The 17,151-nt window shown below is 35.8% G+C and carries 18 protein-coding genes, 2 pseudogenes and 1 riboswitch; of the genes and pseudogenes, 18 read left to right on the top strand and 2 right to left on the bottom strand.

The window, feature by feature from the left end; genetic code table 11:
• Window positions 1–692, top strand: a 692-nt coding sequence (locus A9G40_RS04800) for an IS3 family transposase (RefSeq protein ID WP_176700431.1), incomplete at its 5' end; no start/stop codon positions are given.
• Window positions 693–727: 35 nt separating this feature from the next.
• Here A9G40_RS04800 and A9G40_RS04795 read toward each other — a convergent pair.
• On the bottom strand, window positions 728–1,315 hold the full coding sequence (locus A9G40_RS04795; protein WP_065581480.1) for a nitroreductase family protein: 588 nt from the start codon (window positions 1,313–1,315) through the stop codon (window positions 728–730).
• 245 nt (window positions 1,316–1,560) lie between these two features.
• Here A9G40_RS04795 and A9G40_RS04790 point away from each other — a divergent pair, with 245 nt between their 5' ends.
• From A9G40_RS04790 to thiD, 13 genes and pseudogenes are all read left to right on the top strand, one after another.
• A complete protein-coding gene (locus A9G40_RS04790; protein WP_065581479.1) occupies window positions 1,561–3,003 on the top strand; it encodes an LTA synthase family protein in 1,443 nt (480 codons plus the stop codon).
• A 9-nt stretch (window positions 3,004–3,012) separates the two neighbouring features.
• Window positions 3,013–3,635, top strand: a pseudogene (locus A9G40_RS04785) (LysE family transporter).
• A gap of 201 nt (window positions 3,636–3,836) precedes the next feature.
• On the top strand, window positions 3,837–4,799 hold the full coding sequence (gene gutQ, locus A9G40_RS04780; RefSeq protein WP_065581478.1) for an arabinose-5-phosphate isomerase GutQ: 963 nt from the start codon (window positions 3,837–3,839) through the stop codon (window positions 4,797–4,799).
• A 184-nt stretch (window positions 4,800–4,983) separates the two neighbouring features.
• Window positions 4,984–5,505 (top strand): shikimate kinase AroK, encoded by a 522-nt coding sequence (gene aroK, locus A9G40_RS04775; RefSeq protein ID WP_065580715.1) that lies wholly within the window; start codon window positions 4,984–4,986, stop codon window positions 5,503–5,505.
• A 67-nt stretch (window positions 5,506–5,572) separates the two neighbouring features.
• Window positions 5,573–6,361, top strand: a complete 789-nt coding sequence (locus A9G40_RS04770) for an SPOR domain-containing protein (protein WP_065581477.1) — start codon at window positions 5,573–5,575, stop codon at window positions 6,359–6,361.
• A gap of 48 nt (window positions 6,362–6,409) precedes the next feature.
• Window positions 6,410–7,231: a Dam family site-specific DNA-(adenine-N6)-methyltransferase gene (locus A9G40_RS04765; RefSeq protein ID WP_065581476.1), complete on the top strand. Its 822-nt coding sequence runs from the start codon at window positions 6,410–6,412 to the stop codon at window positions 7,229–7,231.
• 39 nt (window positions 7,232–7,270) lie between these two features.
• A complete protein-coding gene (gene rpe, locus A9G40_RS04760) occupies window positions 7,271–7,948 on the top strand; it encodes a ribulose-phosphate 3-epimerase (protein ID WP_065581475.1) in 678 nt (225 codons plus the stop codon).
• Window positions 7,941–8,636, top strand: coding sequence for a phosphoglycolate phosphatase (locus A9G40_RS04755; RefSeq protein WP_065581474.1), 696 nt, complete (start codon window positions 7,941–7,943; stop codon window positions 8,634–8,636). The genes rpe and A9G40_RS04755 overlap by 8 nt, the downstream gene beginning before the upstream one ends.
• Before the next feature lie 23 nt (window positions 8,637–8,659).
• The gene (gene trpS, locus A9G40_RS04750; protein WP_065581473.1) at window positions 8,660–9,655 is read left to right on the top strand and encodes a tryptophan--tRNA ligase; all 996 of its coding nucleotides are present in this window, start codon (window positions 8,660–8,662) and stop codon (window positions 9,653–9,655) included.
• Between the two features lie 108 nt (window positions 9,656–9,763).
• Window positions 9,764–11,125, top strand: coding sequence for a Trk system potassium transporter TrkA (gene trkA, locus A9G40_RS04745; RefSeq protein ID WP_065581472.1), 1,362 nt, complete (start codon window positions 9,764–9,766; stop codon window positions 11,123–11,125).
• A gap of 39 nt (window positions 11,126–11,164) precedes the next feature.
• Window positions 11,165–11,266: riboswitch (TPP riboswitch) on the top strand.
• Window positions 11,267–11,322: 56 nt separating this feature from the next.
• Complete coding sequence (thiM, locus tag A9G40_RS04740) at window positions 11,323–12,111, top strand: hydroxyethylthiazole kinase (RefSeq protein ID WP_065581471.1); 789 nt, start codon at window positions 11,323–11,325, stop codon at window positions 12,109–12,111.
• Between the two features lie 8 nt (window positions 12,112–12,119).
• Window positions 12,120–12,761 carry a thiamine phosphate synthase gene (gene thiE / locus A9G40_RS04735; RefSeq protein WP_065581470.1) on the top strand — a complete coding sequence of 214 codons (642 nt, stop codon included), beginning with the start codon at window positions 12,120–12,122 and terminating at the stop codon, window positions 12,759–12,761.
• Window positions 12,762–12,771: 10 nt separating this feature from the next.
• Window positions 12,772–13,566, top strand: a complete 795-nt coding sequence (thiD, locus tag A9G40_RS04730) for a bifunctional hydroxymethylpyrimidine kinase/phosphomethylpyrimidine kinase (protein WP_065581469.1) — start codon at window positions 12,772–12,774, stop codon at window positions 13,564–13,566.
• Window positions 13,567–13,638: 72 nt separating this feature from the next.
• On the opposite strand, the gene A9G40_RS04725 is transcribed toward thiD, so the two are convergent.
• Complete coding sequence (locus A9G40_RS04725) at window positions 13,639–14,055, bottom strand: STY0301 family protein (RefSeq protein WP_065581468.1); 417 nt, start codon at window positions 14,053–14,055, stop codon at window positions 13,639–13,641.
• A 616-nt stretch (window positions 14,056–14,671) separates the two neighbouring features.
• Between A9G40_RS04725 and A9G40_RS15750 the strand changes: the two genes are divergently transcribed.
• From A9G40_RS15750 to A9G40_RS04705, 4 genes and pseudogenes are all read left to right on the top strand, one after another.
• Entirely contained in the window at window positions 14,672–14,929 is a 258-nt protein-coding gene (locus A9G40_RS15750) for a transposase (protein WP_065581369.1), read from the top strand.
• A gap of 42 nt (window positions 14,930–14,971) precedes the next feature.
• A pseudogene (locus A9G40_RS04715) lies at window positions 14,972–15,754 on the top strand (IS3 family transposase); the annotation flags it as partial.
• 158 nt (window positions 15,755–15,912) lie between these two features.
• On the top strand, window positions 15,913–16,293 hold the full coding sequence (locus A9G40_RS04710; RefSeq protein ID WP_081302150.1) for an integrase core domain-containing protein: 381 nt from the start codon (window positions 15,913–15,915) through the stop codon (window positions 16,291–16,293).
• Between the two features lie 290 nt (window positions 16,294–16,583).
• Window positions 16,584–16,919 (top strand): zinc ribbon domain-containing protein YjdM, encoded by a 336-nt coding sequence (locus tag A9G40_RS04705; protein ID WP_065582117.1) that lies wholly within the window; start codon window positions 16,584–16,586, stop codon window positions 16,917–16,919.
• Window positions 16,920–17,151: the final 232 nt, after the last annotated feature.

The raw sequence follows: 17,151 nt of genomic DNA, 5'->3' as shown, positions 1-17,151 counted from the left end.
CGGTGATTGTTTCGGTGTTGAATGCTATCACAGACCGGCATTTACGCTGGGGCTTTCCTAAATGTTTTAATCGTATCAGAAAGCTCGGCTATCAATGGAATCATAAACGGGTATATCGGGTGTATTGTGAATTAAAGCTTAATCTCAGGGTAAAGCGTAAAAAACGCATTCCTCCACGATGCCCGGAAAGGTTATTAGTCCCCAATAAACAAGGTGAATGTTGGTCAATGGATTTTATGAGTGACAGTAGTCGTAATCAACGTCGCTTTAGGACATTCAATGTTATCGATGACTTTAATCGTAAGGCGTTAGGTATTGATATTGCAGTAAGCTTACTGGCAGGAAGGATTACCCGTTACTTAGATAAACTGGCCGAATATCATGGTTATCCATTAAAAATACGGGTCGATAATGGGCCAGAATTTACAGGAAAAACCTTTATAAACTGGGCTAAATCACATGATATAACCATTGATTATATCCAGCCCGGTAGCCCATATCAAAATGGCTATATTGAACGATTTAATCGTACCTATCGCACTGAGGTACTCGATTTATATCTTTTTAACAACTTAGCTCAAGCAAGGAGAATAACCGAAGAATGGTTAACGATTTATAATACCGAAAGACCGCATGAGGCATTAAATAACATGACACCGATTGAATACAAAACACTAAAACAAGCAGCTTAATTTTCTACGTGAGTTGTGTACTAAGTTTGGGGTATTTACACTTGAATTATGGCATCTGACTTGATGGAATGAATATAACGAGCATTTAATTTCAATGCTGCCGCAGCTAAATAAGCATTCTGACTCATTGCGCCAACAGCAGTATAATTAAAGTGAGTACTTTCTTCGGGATTTATATCAGCCAATACATTAGCATCTGACACAAAAATTAATGAATAGGCGGCTCGCTTAGTAAAATTTTGCAAACCAATGTCGGCGCGAATATCTTTATTATTAATTTCTCTTAAATAATGACCTTCCCACTCATATAAAAAAGTGCCTTTTTCACCAGCAATATAAATTCGTACATAAGGTGGCTTACCTTTAACCATTGGTACTGTCCATCCTGTTTTACCTCGGTTCAACCCACTTGCTGCCCAAAGCACTTGTGAAAGTTCCTCATCAGAAATCTTACCAGTAGGAAACCCGCCACCAGATGTTGAAGCACGTTTTTTTAAGCTTTCAAATAAGCTCATTCCATCTTTTATTTGTGGCTTAGGTAATGAAATATCGGCATAACATAACGCGAAAGGAATCAACGATGATAATAGAATTAAAGCTAATTTTCGTACATAACACGACATAGTAATACCTAATTATTTGACATTATTGGCGATATCTTATTGCTAACGGTTTCAATTATCAACATCAAATGCTAATAATTATCATTTGATATATGAAAAGTCTGCTTTTGCCATTAGCACTTTTCAAGTTAGGCTATGAAGATAATGTGATAAATTAAACAGCATTAAGCGATATTTTTATTTTTTTATGTATTGAGTATATACTTTAGCAAAATTGATTTTTGAGAAATTGAGTAACAAATCTTATGCCATTATCGACATTCATTGTTTTACCTCTTTTTATTATCACAATTGTTTTTGCCTCGCTCTTTAAAAAGAAAAAATGGCAATTTTTAAACGTAACTTTATTAACGATTTTTATTGTAATGGAGCTAACTTCTATCTACTTTAGTGGTGGATTTATTGATTATCAGTTTTATGTGAATTTAAATATAAATGATATTATAGAAGGGCTATTTATTTTTAAATTGCAAGCCGTTCTGGTCATTGTAGTCTTTTTTTCTTTCATTTTTTTACTATTAAAACTCGCTAATTGGTGTAAAGGAAAATACCGATTATTGCCTCGCATATTACTCGCTGTTATCGCTATATTTTCAATTAGTTACCACAATGGACCATTAAGCCGGTTATATGAAATATATCAGGTTACTAGTGCTCCGCGCGAACCATTTGAGCAAGCATTGCAATCACTCAATATGACTAATTACATCAATAAAAACCAGCTTGTTAGCCAACAAGGTAAAAATATTATTGTGTTATCATTAGAATCGTTTGAACAAGGTTTTCTCGACTTTGAAGATATTACACCTAATTTACGACATCTTTGCCAAGATTATACTTTTTTTGCCAATATGCCAATGAGCACTGGAAGCACTTGGACGACTGCTTCCATGTATACTTATATGACCGGCATGCCATTTTTAATTGGCGGTTACACAACATCCCCATTAATGCGTGCAAACCAAACAAACTTAGTTAGTTTGGGTGATGTGCTAAAACAAGCTGGGTATCAAACCCGTTATGTGATGCCTAGTCCTGATTTTGCTGGTATTGGGCATACTGCTGAGCTTTTGGGTATGCAAGTCATTTCGGAAAAAAATTACGTTGGGCAATACCCAACAGCACCATTTGGATTATATGACAAAGATATTTTTGATGTTGCGCAAAAACAGATTACGCAAATGCGTCAAAATAACCAACCATTTGCCTTATTTGTATCAACCGTTTCAACTCATGCTCCAAATGGTTTTGATGACGAAAGAATGAAATCAATTATTTCACCCAAACCAGATAATATGTCTTTTGTTGCTGCTTCATTAGATCATAATTTAGGGTTATTTATTCAACAATTAAAAGATGAAGGGGTATTAGAAAACACTGTATTTTATATTTTCCCAGATCATTTAATGATGGGATCTGGCACGCCAACCATTAATCGCCTTTCACAAAAAGAGCGCAAGCTTTATCTATTAACTAACGCAAGTATACAAGATCTACAAAAAACACCCGATCAAACCATTTACCAAATTGATTTGCCTCGTTTAATTTTAAATGGGGCACAAGTTGCAAGTAATGGCAAATTTCTAACTGACTATTTATCTGCCCCTAATTTTGATAAAAAACAGTTTATTGAAAAAAATAAAGCCAATATCGCAACGATCAATAATTCAGCACAGGTATTTAAATAGGTACCGAAAATGGAGTTGGATACATTGCTTTTAGTTGGCTCGACCTGTTTTTTGGGGATGATTCCGTCTGGACCTGATTTCTTTTTAGTGTTAAAAACAGTTTAAATTATCGCCGAAAAACAGCATTATTTACTTGTTTAGATGTGATCACTGCTATTTTGATTCATATGAGCTATTGCGTTGCTGGTCTTGCGGTGTTGATTGGCACCATTCCATTGCTCTATAACACGCTATGCTATGCCAGTGCCGCTTTCCTTATATGGCTTGGCTTTAAAGCATTATTTGCCTCTAATGCGACCACTTGCTTAGTTGGCAAACAACCAATTAAGCAGCTAATTTCAACAAAATTGGCTTTTACGCAAGGTTTTTTATGTAATTTACTTAACCCTAAAGCAACGTTATTTTTTCTAGCAATTTTTACGCAAATGCTTGATGCTGAATCATCAACGATTGGTAAACTTATCATTGCATTTATCATTTGGATTGAAGCCTTTTTTTGGTGGCCTTTTGTGGTGTTTGTTTTTCAAAATCAAACAATACAACGGCGTTATTTTAAAATTCAAACTATTTTCGATAAATTATTAGGTACCATTTTAACTACATTAGGCGTAAAAGTTGCTTTCGGACTTTAAGTTACTCTAATGTTGTGAACTCATATTTACTTTCAAGCACCTGTTTACCTGAAAAGTTTTGATAAAAAGACTTTCTTTTTTTGAATATTCGATCGTTAATTGTTAAACTGATAATAGTTTAGCTTTTATAATCGATTACTTTTATTTACCGATTATACATTCACTGGACACTGATTTTTTTATTCGACAGGCTAATTGAAAATGGATAAATTATTACAATATGGTCGAGAAGTTCTTGAACTAGAGTTACAAGAAGCGGAAAAGTTACCTAATCGGCTTGGCAAAGATTTTATTAATGCATGCCAACTTATCTTAACCACCAAAGGTAAGGTTGTTGTTTCAGGTATTGGGAAATCAGGACATATTGGGAAAAAAATTGCTGCATCGTTAGCAAGCACGGGCAGCCCCGCTTTTTTTATGCATCCTTCGGAAGCATTGCATGGCGATTTAGGCATGGTAACAGCCAATGATGTGGCTATTTTAATTTCTTATTCCGGACGGGCAAAAGAATTTAATATTATTCTGCCGATCCTCGCTACAATGAATGTACCCGTAATTGCAATTACGGGCGGAGTTGATTCGCCATTGGCTAAATCAGCTCAAGCTATTTTAAATATCTCGATAGAAAAAGAAGCATGCCCAATGGGATTAGCGCCAACATCAAGTTCAACCAACACATTATTGATGGGTGATGCGCTAGCGATTGCTGTAATGCGAGCTCGAGGCTTTAGAGAAGAAGATTTTGCTCGCTCCCACCCAGCAGGTAGTTTAGGTGCTAAATTACTTAATCATGTCAGAGATGTGATGCGAACAGGCGATCGAATACCTAAAGTTCCACAAACAGCAACGGTTCTTGATGCTATGCTAGAATTAAGTCGAACAGGTGTAGGTTTAGTTGCAATCTGTCAGAATAATAATAAAATAATTGGAGTATTTACCGATGGCGATTTACGTCGGTTATTATTGAAAAATGGTACATTACAAGATAGTATTTTGGATGTTATGACCAGCCCAGGATACCTTATCCCTGATAATTGGAAAGCGGTTGAAGCATTAAAATCCTTTAATGATCACAATATTACCGCTGCACCAGTCGTTAACAATGAGGGTGAATTAGTCGGTGCTTTAAATATTCATGATTTGCATCAAGCTGGTATTAGCTAAAACTATTAATAAATACCTATTGCCAAAAGGTGCTATCTATTGAGATAATTACCGACCTAAATTTTTGTCGTTAGACGGAGATCAAAGGAAAAGTTACACAATTGAATTTTGTATGATTTTTAATCAACTAAAATTGATGTTGTGTTGTATATTTTAACCAAAATTAATAGATGATGAAACTACAATGGCAGAAAAGCGAAATATCTTTCTAATTGGCCCTATGGGGGCAGGAAAAAGCACAATAGGCCGACAAATTGCGCAACAGTTAGGCATGGATTTTTTTGACTCAGATCAAGAGATTGAGAAACGTACTGGAGCCGATATTGCATGGATTTTTGACCTAGAAGGAGAAGAGGGATTCCGTGCCAGAGAAGAAAAAGTCATTAACGAATTGACTGAAAAACAAGGCGTAGTTCTGGCAACTGGTGGTGGTTCTGTCTTATCAAAAGAGACACGCAACCGATTGTCAGCACGTGGAATTGTTGTTTATCTTGAAACAACCATTGAAAAGCAAATGGCAAGAACACAAAAAGATAAACGCCGTCCATTACTGCAAGGTGGTAACACACCTCGTGAGCTTTATGAAGAACTTGCAGGTGAACGTGAACCTCTTTACAAAGAAATTGCCGATATTACCATTAAAACTGATGAACAAAGTGCCAAAGGTGTTGCCAGTTATATTATTGATAAAATAGAACAGATTTAAGCAACTTATTTTGGATGTAATAGCTATTAATGAAGTAATAAACCTTTTTATAGGTTAAGGAGTAAGTATGCGTGTAGATAAAGATGACCGTTATATTTTAGAGCAACCGAGTAAGGACTCTACGCCTTCATTAAAGTTGCTAAACCTTCTTCAAAATTTTCCAAAGAAAAAATTAGTTATCTTCGGTTCGGTAGCCATTATTTTTCTATTATTGCTTGGCTTGATTATTTTTTACTCTTCTCGCAAAAATGAAGTAACAGCATTAACATCACCTACCGTTAATGATGTTACGACAACAGAAGAAACTAACAGTTTGATTTCAAATGGGCAAAGTGGCGCAGTTGTTAATGGATCTCAAACTGAAAGTTCTGATAATACAGATGATAGTTTAAGCTCAATAGATAATCTAAATTCTGAGGTTAAGGGACACTCTAATACTATTACAACACAAAATAGAAGAACTAACGCTAGTATTTCTAATAATATAAATATTTCACAATCAACTAATACTAAGAAAAATAATAATGATCATGATAAGAAAACAGTTAATCGTAAAGAAGAAAAAGCTGATTTAGGAAAAAAAATTAAAATAAGTAATGATCATTATGTTATTCAGCTAAGTGCATCCAAATCAGTTGAGGGGTTGAAAAAATTTATTAAACAAAACAATATAACTAATTACCATATATATAAAACTGAATATAGTTCAGGAACGTGGTTTATTTTAGTAAAAGGTGATTATTCATCAGCTAATGAAGCACGTAAAGCTATTAAATCTTTACCATCAGCACTCTTAAAAGATAAACCATGGGTTAAATCGGGTGCGGTTGTTAATAAAGAAAAAATAGAAAAATAATAAGTAATATCGTTTATTTATCCAATCAACGACAAATAGGAGTATCCGTTGAAGAAGCAACGAGCCTTTTTAAAATGGGCTGGAGGAAAGTATGAGCTTGTGGACACAATCAAACGGTATCTTCCAGAAGGCGATCTATTGATTGAGCCTTTTGTCGGAGCTGGTTCTGTGTTTTTAAATACAAACTACGAAAACTATATTTTAGCGGATATCAATCAAGACTTAATTTCACTATATACCTTGTTACAATCAACTCCAGATCAATTTATTCGTGATCTCAGATTGCTTTTTACTACTCAAAATAATCAACCTGATGCGTTTTATCAGCTTAGAGATGTATTTAATCATAGTAAAGATCGATATTTTAGATCATTATTATTTGTTTATTTAAACCGACATTGTTATAACGGCCTATGTCGTTATAACAATAGTGGATTATTTAATGTGCCATTTGGGCGTTATAAAACCATTTATTTTCCTGAAAAAGAACTTTATTTTTTTGCAGAAAAAGCACAAAAAGCGAAATTTATTTGCGCACCTTATCATGAGGTCATGAAGAAGGCAGAAAGAAATTCGGTTATTTATTGTGATCCGCCCTACATACCCCCAAATCAATCAGTAGGGTTTACAGCTTATTATTCAAATATTTTTGGATTTGAAGAACATAAAAACTTGTCGAAATTGGCTGAAACTATAGCATATAAAAAGAATATACCCGTGCTAGTATCTAATCATTATACTGATTACACAATGACTCTTTATAGCAAAGCAAGCGAGCTTTATCGCGCAGAAATGCGTCGTTCAATTAGCTGTGCAGGTGAGGGTCGTAAAAAAATTGATGAGATTTTAGCTCTCTATAAAAAGTCATAATCAGGCTTGAATATAAAATGGGTTATCATGAGGTAGGTTATGAAAAAATTTATTATTGCTCCATCAATATTGTCAGCTGATTTTGCGCGCCTTGGTGAAGATGCGCAAAAGGTCATTGACGCCGGAGCCGATGTTATCCATTTTGATGTTATGGATAACCATTTTGTACCTAATCTAACAATGGGGGCGATGTTTTGTAAAGCACTGCGAGATTATGGCATTAGCGTACCTATTGATGTGCATTTGATGGTATCCCCTGTTGAAGAGCTAATAGCCTCATTTGCTAAAGCTGGTGCTACTAATATCTCTATTCATCCAGAAGCGACGATTCATTTAGATCGCTCATTACAATTAATTAAAGATCATGGTTGCACGGCAGGTATTGTATTAAATCCAGCCACTCCGCTGGATTATTTAGATTATGTCATGGACAAAATTGATATTATTTTGTTGATGAGCGTTAATCCTGGCTTTGGGGGGCAATCTTTTATTCCCGCAACCTTGAAAAAATTACACCAAGTTAAACAACGTATAATTGCATCAGGATTAAATATTCGTTTAGAAATTGACGGTGGGGTAAAAGTAGAAAATATTGCTGAAATAGCTAAAGCAGGTGCAGATATGTTTGTTGCTGGCTCCGCCATATTTAGCCAGCCTGATTATAAAACCGTCATTGATGCCATGCGTAAAGAGTTAGCAGGAGTGATACATGAATAAACTAAAAGATATTCAAGCAATCGCATTTGATTTAGATGGTACATTGGTTGATAGTGTGCCGGGACTGGCACTGGCTACACAAAATATGTTGGCAGAGTTGAATTTACCAACGATCAGCAATGAGCAGATCAAAAATTTCGTTGGTAATGGCATTGATATCATGCTAGAACGCGTTTTTAAAGCCATTACTATTGAGCCATCAAAAGAACAATTTGCCAAAGCCAAGATATTATTTAACCAACATTATGATAAAGTTATTGATGTCGAAACTAGGCTGTTTCCGAATGTTAAAGAAACTTTAAAAGTGCTTTATGATAATCATTATCCACTTGCATTAGTGACCAATAAGCCAGCCCAATTTTTACCTGCATTACTAGCGTCACTAGGCATAAAAGAGTTCTTTTCGCTAGTACTTGGCGGTGGCGATGTGATCAAATTAAAACCACACCCAGCTCCTTTGTATCAAGTAATGGCGAAATTTGGATTGTTTAGCGATCAGTTACTTTTTGTTGGTGATTCGAAAAACGATATCACTGCTGCGCAAAATGCTAACTGCCCAACTGTTGCCTTAAGCTATGGCTATAACTATGGCGTTTCAATTGCTACTAGTAATCCCGATTTTTTATTTGACGATTTTAAAGATATATTAACAATTCTACCTCAGCCAAAAGCTGATGCAAAAAAATAATGAGTATAAATTAGGAAGAAATTATGAGTAAACCGATTGTATTTAGTGGCGCTCAGCCATCAGGGGAACTAACACTTGGCAACTACTTAGGTGCTTTAAAAAATTGGGTGTCTTTGCAAAACGAATATGATTGCGTTTATTGTATTGTTAATCAGCATGCAATTACCGTACGTCAAGATCCAAACAAATTACGTAAAGCCACATTAGATACACTAGCCCTTTATTTAGCTTGTGGTATTGATCCGCAAAAAAGCACTATTTTTGTACAATCGCATGTGCCTGCACATGCAGAGTTAGGCTGGGCTTTAAATTGCTACACCTATTTTGGTGAGCTTAGCCGTATGACGCAATTTAAAGATAAGTCATCACGCCATTCAGAGAATATCAATGCAGGGCTATTTGATTATCCTGTACTTATGGCTGCTGATATTTTACTCTATCAAGCAAACTTAGTTCCTGTTGGTGATGATCAAAAACAGCATCTTGAATTATCGCGTGATATTGCTATGCGTTTTAATGCGCTTTATGGTGATATTTTTACTGTTCCCGAGCCGTTCATTGCCAGGGTTGGTGCGCGCGTTATGTCATTGCAAGAGCCGACTAAGAAAATGTCCAAATCAGATGAAAACCGTAATAATGTGATTGGTTTACTCGAAAATCCAAAAGATATTGAGAAGAAAATCAAACGTGCAATGACTGATTCTGATGAGCCACCAGTAGTACGCTATGATGTTAAAAATAAAGTTGGTGTTTCAAATCTACTTGATATTTTAACTGGTGTGACAGGTAAGCCTATTGCCGAGCTTGAAAAAGAGTTTGAAGGTAAAATGTATGGTCACCTCAAAACAGAAGTTGCAACGCAAGTCATTGATATGTTAACTACCTTGCAAGCTAAATATCATGAGTATCGTGACGATGAACATTATCTATTTTCAATCATGCAAGATGGAGCTGAAAAAGCACGTTCAAAAGCCGAGCCAACGTTGAAAAAAGTCTATGATGCAATCGGGTTTGTATAATTGCAAAATCAATAACAGATTGCGACTAAAAAATGAATGATATGCAATGGCTTTAATATACTAAGTAAATGGATAATGGTTAAAGCCATCTAAATATATAGGCTAGTTATGAAGATTATTATTCTTGGTGCAGGACAAACAGGTAGTGCACTTGCGGAATATCTTGTTACCGAAAAACAAAACGATATTACTGTGGTGGATGAAGATCATGATAGATTGCAATCGCTACAAGAGCGTTTTGATTTACAGGTAATTTGTGGAAAATCATCCTATCCTCAGGTATTAGAAAGTGCTGGCGCTGAATCGGCCGATATGCTTGTTGCTGTAACTAACTCTGATGAAGTCAATATGATGGCCTGCCAAATTGGTCATGTCTTATTTAGTATTCCACAAAAAGTGGCTCGCATTAGAGCGCCTGAATATAATGATGAAAATTATCCTTTTTTCAATAAAGACTGTATTAATATCGATCATATCATTGCCCCAGAAAATCTTATCACCAATCATATAAGTCAATTAGTTCAATACCCTGGCTCATTGCAATTTGCTTCTTTTTATGATAACCGAGTGTGTCTAGTGGCGGTAACGGCTTATTATGGCGGTGCTTTAGTTGGCAGTGAATTATCCGAGCTCAAAGAACATTTACCTCATGTTGAAGCGCGAGTGGTTGCTATTTATCGTAAAAACCGCTTTATTCGTCCGCTTGGCTCAACCTTGGTTGAAGCGGGAGATATGGTGTATTTTATTACGCCACCAGTTAATATCAAAGCTGTAACCAGCGAACTACAACGATTAGAAAAACCTTATAAGCGAATCATTATTAGTGGTGGTGGTAGTGTTGCTGTCGCTTTAGCAAAGCGTTTGGAAAATGATTACCAAGTCAAGTTAATTGAACGCAATGCTGAGCGAGCCGAACTCATTGCCGAGCAACTGGTTAATACCACAGTGTTGCATGGTGAGTCATCTGATCAAGAATTACTTTCACAAGAGCAAGTTGAGCTTACCGATCTTTTTATTGCAGTCACAGGTGACGATGAATCCAATATCATGTCATCTATGCTTGCCAAAAGAATGGGCGCAAAAAAAGTGATCGTACTAATTCAACGCCAAGCCTACCTTGAATTGATTAATGATAGTGTGATTGATATCGCAATATCGCCACAACATGCCACCATTTCAGAACTATTAAGTCATGTAAGACAAACTGGTATGGTTAAAGTCGTTTCGCTAAGGCAAGGCGAATCTGAAATTATCGAAGTGGTTGCCAAAGGCAATAATGATACATCAAAACTGGTGGGCAAAAATATTAATGGCTTAAAACTGCCTTCAGGTGCAACAATTGGAGCTGTTGTTCGTGGTGAAGATGTGATTATTATTAATACTGATTTGATGATAGAAGATAATGATCATCTAATCATCTTTTTGCCAGACAGAAAGGCAATAACAGATATTGAAAAGTTATTACAATAGTTTGTTAAAAACTGATAGTCAGTTCATAATGGATGAACAAATTTTGACTCGGGGTGTTTTTTGTTTTGACAAAAAACTGAGATTTTACCCGTTGAACCTGATCTGGGTTATGCCAGCGTAGGGAAGTCTAAGCCATCTTAGCTTTAATTTGGCAAATTCTTCCCAATATTTTAGTTCTAAAATAACAGGGAATAAATATGTTAGAAAACAAACCATTTCAATTAGTACAAGCAACTCCTTTTATCTATCATGTAAAACAACAAAACCCATTAGTGCATTGTATTACAAATGATGTGGTGCAAAATTTTACCGCAAATGTGTTACTCGCTATTGGTGCATCACCAGCAATGGTTATTGCCAAGCAAGAGGTGGAGTCATTTATCACCATTGCGGATAGTTTATTGATTAATATTGGCACCATTCACAGTAGCACAGCCAAAAGTATGTTGTTAGCAACAATCCAAGCTTTGCAAACACAAACTCCATGGGTGCTTGATCCTGTCGCTGTGGGGGGGGCGCTTAATTATCGAACTGAAATTGTATGTCAATTACTATCATTAAAGCCAACAGTCATACGCGGTAATGCATCAGAAATATTAGTACTAAATGGTGAAAATGGATCATCGAAAGGACCTGATGGTCAAAACTCAACGACATCTGCTGTACATGCAGCCAAAGCACTTGCACAAAAATATCAAACGATTGTTGCAATGACGGGGGATATTGATTATATCACTAATGGCAACATCTTATATAGCATCACTGGTGGCGATATTGCTTTAACAAAAGTAACAGGAACAGGCTGTGCACTATCTGCTATGGTAGCTGCTTTTATTGCCAATTCATCAGATCCTTTATCAGCTACCGCCTCAGCTTGTTTTATGATGAAAAAAGCAGGTCAACTTGCCAATAAACAGCAAGGATTAGGTACCTTTGCGGTATCACTACTAGATCAACTATCTCTGTTTAATTCATTGCATCAATAAGGAACAAGATGAAAAAGCAATTAGATTTAACTCTTTATTTAGTCCTTGATCCATTATTATGTGGTGGTATTAGTGGCATGGTAAATACCACAAAAATTGCTGTTTCTAATGGGGCAACTGCAGTACAGTTAAGATCTGAACATAAGTTTAGCGGTAAAGATTGGTATTATGCCGCATTAGCATTGAAAGAAGCGCTGAATGAAACACCCGTACCACTGTTTATTAATGATCATGTCGATATTGCTTTAGCGGTTGACGCCGATGGTGTACATATTGGACAAAGTGATCTTCCTGTTGATGTTACTCGTCAATTAATTGGTAGAGATAAATGGTTAGGGTTTTCGATCGCTAATCGACGTCAACTTGATAGCGTTCCATGGCATAAGGTCGATTATATTGGTATTGGTCCTATCTTTCCAACCGCAACGAAAAAAGATGCAGCAGTAGCACTGGGAACCGAACAATTAATTGAACTAATAGAACTAAAGCAATGTCCTGCTGTAGCTATTGGCGGTATTGATGAAAATAATGTGACTAACGTTATTCAAACAGGTATCGACGGCGTTGCTGTGGTTTCAGCTATTTGTGGTAAACAAGATATTGAGCAAGCGACGTTATCGCTCATTACTCAAATCAGGAAGGCTAAATAGGGCATACATTATGACAACAATTGCATTAACCATTGCTGGGTCAGATCCCAGCGGTGGCGCAGGAATTCAAGCCGATTTAAAAACTTTTTCGGCACTCGGGGCTTATGGCATGTCAGTTATCACTGCATTAACGGCACAAAGCACACGAGGGGTTGATGCGGTATTAGCCATTACCCCTGAATTTGTTGCAGCTCAATTCAATACGCTATATCAAGATATTCAAATTAATAGTGTAAAAATGGGAATGCTAATGAATAAAGAGATAGTCATAGCAGTTCACCATCTTCTTATCACAAATGCTATTCCTGCTATCGTCTTAGATACTGTAATGATAGCTAAAGGAGGACATCCCCTGCTCAAATCTGATGCCATAACTGCTATTCGTGAGTTATTATTACCCTTAGCAACCATTGTTACTCCTAATATTCCTGAAGCAGCAGCACTACTTGATTGTGGTGAGGCCAAAAACGAAGATGATATGCAAAAGCAAGGGGATGAATTACTCAAATTGGGTTGCAAAGCGGTTTTAATGAAAGGCGGGCATTTGTCAGGTAGTCAAAGCCCTGATTATTTGATAACCCAAGATAATGTAATAAGAATAACTTCTCCACGAATTCAAACTAAAAATACTCACGGAACAGGTTGCACACTATCTGCAGCAATTGCCGCATTATTACCCAAATATAATTTAGTAGAAGCTGTAATGCAGGCTAAAAATTATTTGCAAGGAGCCATTAGCCATGCTGATAATTTAAATATTGGTAACGGAATTGGCCCAACACACCATTTTTACCGTTGGTGGTGACAGCACAATAAATAGTCTAAAAGGGATTTAAGTTGTCAGCTATTACATATAACAACAAATCCCATATTTCAACTAATGCAAATCTTTTGCTTCACTTGTGCTACAGGTAAGTGTTCCTTTTTTTCCTTGTTCATCTTCAAAATAATCAGCCCAACAACTTTTCATTGATAAATCAATTTTTTTTATTAGCTCAATTCTACTGCCATTATAAGAGCAACTAACATAATAAGGTTCAACATCAGCTTTAAAATCGACTTCCCATATTAACTCATGTTTCTTACCTTCAACCCATCCTTTTGCTGGTTTTAAACTGACCTTTCTAGAAGGCTTACCGTGATAAACAATCATGCTACTAAACGATATAGTTAAACTATTTATATCATCAGAAACCTCCCACCCATTAGGCCTGTTTTCAACTTCTTCTTTAGCCTTGATGTTTTGTGGGCAATCAATTTGATAGGCATTAACAAAAAAACTGCACCAAACCAAGCCATAATAGCTAGAGTAACACTCAATATTTTCCTTTTCATATTATCTATCCTTCTAACAATTACCTATTAATAAAAAGATAAAAGTATTCTAAGATTTCAAAAAATCATGCTAATATCTTAAATAAAAACAATTATAATTATTTATAAGTCATTAAGCTATTTTCACCATGTTATCTAAATTAAACGAGTTTTTTATTATTTCTGTTTTGGAGTAAGTTTTTAGCAAGATAGCATAACGGAGATATCGCCAAAAAAGCTCTATACCATAAAATAAGACTCATCACTATCATACAAAACTCAAACTAAAAATATCCACGATACGGATTGCACACACTTTACCAAAATTGCAGTATTATTTCCCCAATGTAGCAATCTAGAAGAAGCCATAAAACATTTGCAAGGGGGCAATTAATTTAACCATTGGCAAACGTATTGAGCCTACACATTATTTTTATCAATGATGGTAATAAATAAATGATTAGCATTAAGTTGATTTAAGACGTTTTATATAATTCTATGAAAAGTATTATTAGAACATTAATGTAACTATCCCCTAAAATAGTACAGCAAAAAAGTAGAAAATTCTCTATGATACAAGTAAAGGGGATTTAATTATGAAAAAAATGACTGAACATCAAATCATCGCTATTTTAAAAGAAGCTGAAGCGGGTATTCCCGTTAAAGAACTGTGCCGTAAATATGGCATGGGTAATTCAACTTTCTATAAATGGCGAGAAAAATACAGCGGAATGGAAACGTCGGATATCAAACGCTTAAAGGAGCTGGAGGCTGAAAACCGCAAGCTTAAACAGATGTTTGCCGAACTGAGCTTAAGATCCCAGCTTCAGGAAGAAATCATAAAAAAGCTTTAGTGCCCAACAGGGGCACGTAAAACGTGGGCACAGCAACTACAACAAAATCATTCAGTTACTATTGCTATGAGTTGTGCCATTGTTGGTTTAAGCCGTTGTGCTTACTATTATCAAGCTAAGTTACAGGATGATTCGGCGATTGTTTCGGTATTGAATGCTATCACAGATAGGCATTTACGCTGGGGTTTTCCTAAATGTTTTAATCGTATCAGAAAGCTCGGCTATCAATGGAATCATAAACGGGTATATCGGGTGTATTGTGAATTAAAGCTTAATCTCAGGGTAAAGCGTAAAAAACGCATTCCTCCACGATGCTCAGAAAGATTATTAGTCCCCAATAAACAAAGTGACTGTTGGTCAATGGATTTTATGAGTGATAGTCGCTGTAATCAACGTCGCTTTAGAACATTCAATGTCATCGATGACTTTAATCGTGAGGCGTTAGGTATTGATATTGCAGTAAGCTTACCAGCAGGAAGGATTACCCGTTACTTAGATAAACTGGCCGAATATCATGGGTATCCATTAAAAATACGGGTCGATAATGGGCCAGAATTTACAGGAAAAACCTTTACCAACTGGGCTAAATTACATGGTATAACCATTGATTATATCCAGCCCGGTAGCCCTTATCAAAATGGCTATATTGAACGGTTTAATCGTACCTATCGCACTGAAGTGCTCGATTCATATCTTTTTAACAACTTAGCACAAGCAAGGAGAATAACCGAAGAAGGGTTAACGATTTATAATACCGAAAGACCGCATGAGGCATTAAATAACATGACACCGATTGAGTATAAAACACTAAAACAAGCAGCATGATTTTCTACGTGAGTTATGTACTAAGTTTGGGGGTATTTACATAGCCGATTTGCACGCTCGGCGGGTAGTGAGTTATAGCGTATCAGATAAAGCCGATAGTTACTTAGTGATTAATGCATTAGGCATGTGGTCTCTACGAGGTAAAGCCAAGGGCTTTAATGTTCCATTCTGACCACGGTTGCCAGTATTTATCAGCTGCATTCAGGCATCGCCTTAGTCGTTGTGGAATAGTGCAAAGTGTTAGCTGTTGCGGTAATTGTTTGGACAATGCACCCACTGAACGCCTGTTCCGTAGTTTGAAAAGTGAATGGATCCCCAAGGCTGGTTATCGTCGTTTAGCTCAAGCCAAGTCAGACATGTTCTGTTACTTATTCGATTATTATCACCAAAGACGACCACATAGTTTTAACACTGATTTACCACCGGCTGTGGCAAAACAACCTAAATTGGTGATTAAAATACTTGACCATTACAGTTTAACGCTTTGGCTTAATAAGGGATTTAAACAATTTGGTGCTTTATTTATAATAATTCATTAAACAATTGAATTTAAAATAATTTCATGCTGAAACGGTATAGATTCCTGAATATTTTTTACAAAAATGATTTTATTTTTGCCCCAATAAAATAGGAAAAAATATGAAGAAAGATCTAAAAGAAATAGAACAACAAGATCAATTAATAGTAGTTTATTTATCTCTAAAATAATTGGCTAATTCGTCAATTTTTTTAGATTACCCACGGCAACCAAACAGCTATCATTCATGACTTAATAGCATTTTTTTGCTATAGTAGGCGCCATTTTATTTAATTTGGATGAATCTTAATTATGGAATCTATACCTAATTGCCCTGTTTGCCAATCTGAACACACTTATCATGATGGCAGCTTTTGTGTTTGCCCTGAATGTGCCCACGAATGGGATCCAAACGAGGCTGTGTCTTCTGATGATGAATTACAAGTAAAAGACAGTAATGGTAATTTACTTGCTGATGGTGATGATATTATTTTAATTAAAGATCTTAAGTTAAAAGGATCGTCAACTGTGCTGAAAAAAGGCGCTAAAGCCAAAGGCATTCGTTTAGTAGACGGTGATCATGAGATCGATTGTAAAGTCGATGGTATGAAAATTATGCTTAAAGCTTGCTTTGTGAAAAAAGCTTAGCTAATTATAATATGTTGTGCTGATTTTATCAGCATTACATATACATTATTTTTCTCTCATTTTACATAACATCTTTATTAGCAATAGCCATAACCTATGAAAATGCTACCGTTGCCGATAAAAATCAGCAAAAGGGAATATTTAACGGCATTCCCTTAATTGTTAATCTTAATTTTCAAAAACCAATGTTGCTTCTTCAAGTTATAAGTAAAACGATATAAAATATAAACTC

Source organism: Gilliamella sp. Nev3-1 (assembly GCF_001690435.1).
Taxonomy (GTDB): Bacteria; Pseudomonadota; Gammaproteobacteria; order Enterobacterales; family Orbaceae; genus Gilliamella; species Gilliamella apicola_C.
This window is presented reverse-complemented; position numbering and strand designations above follow the sequence as displayed.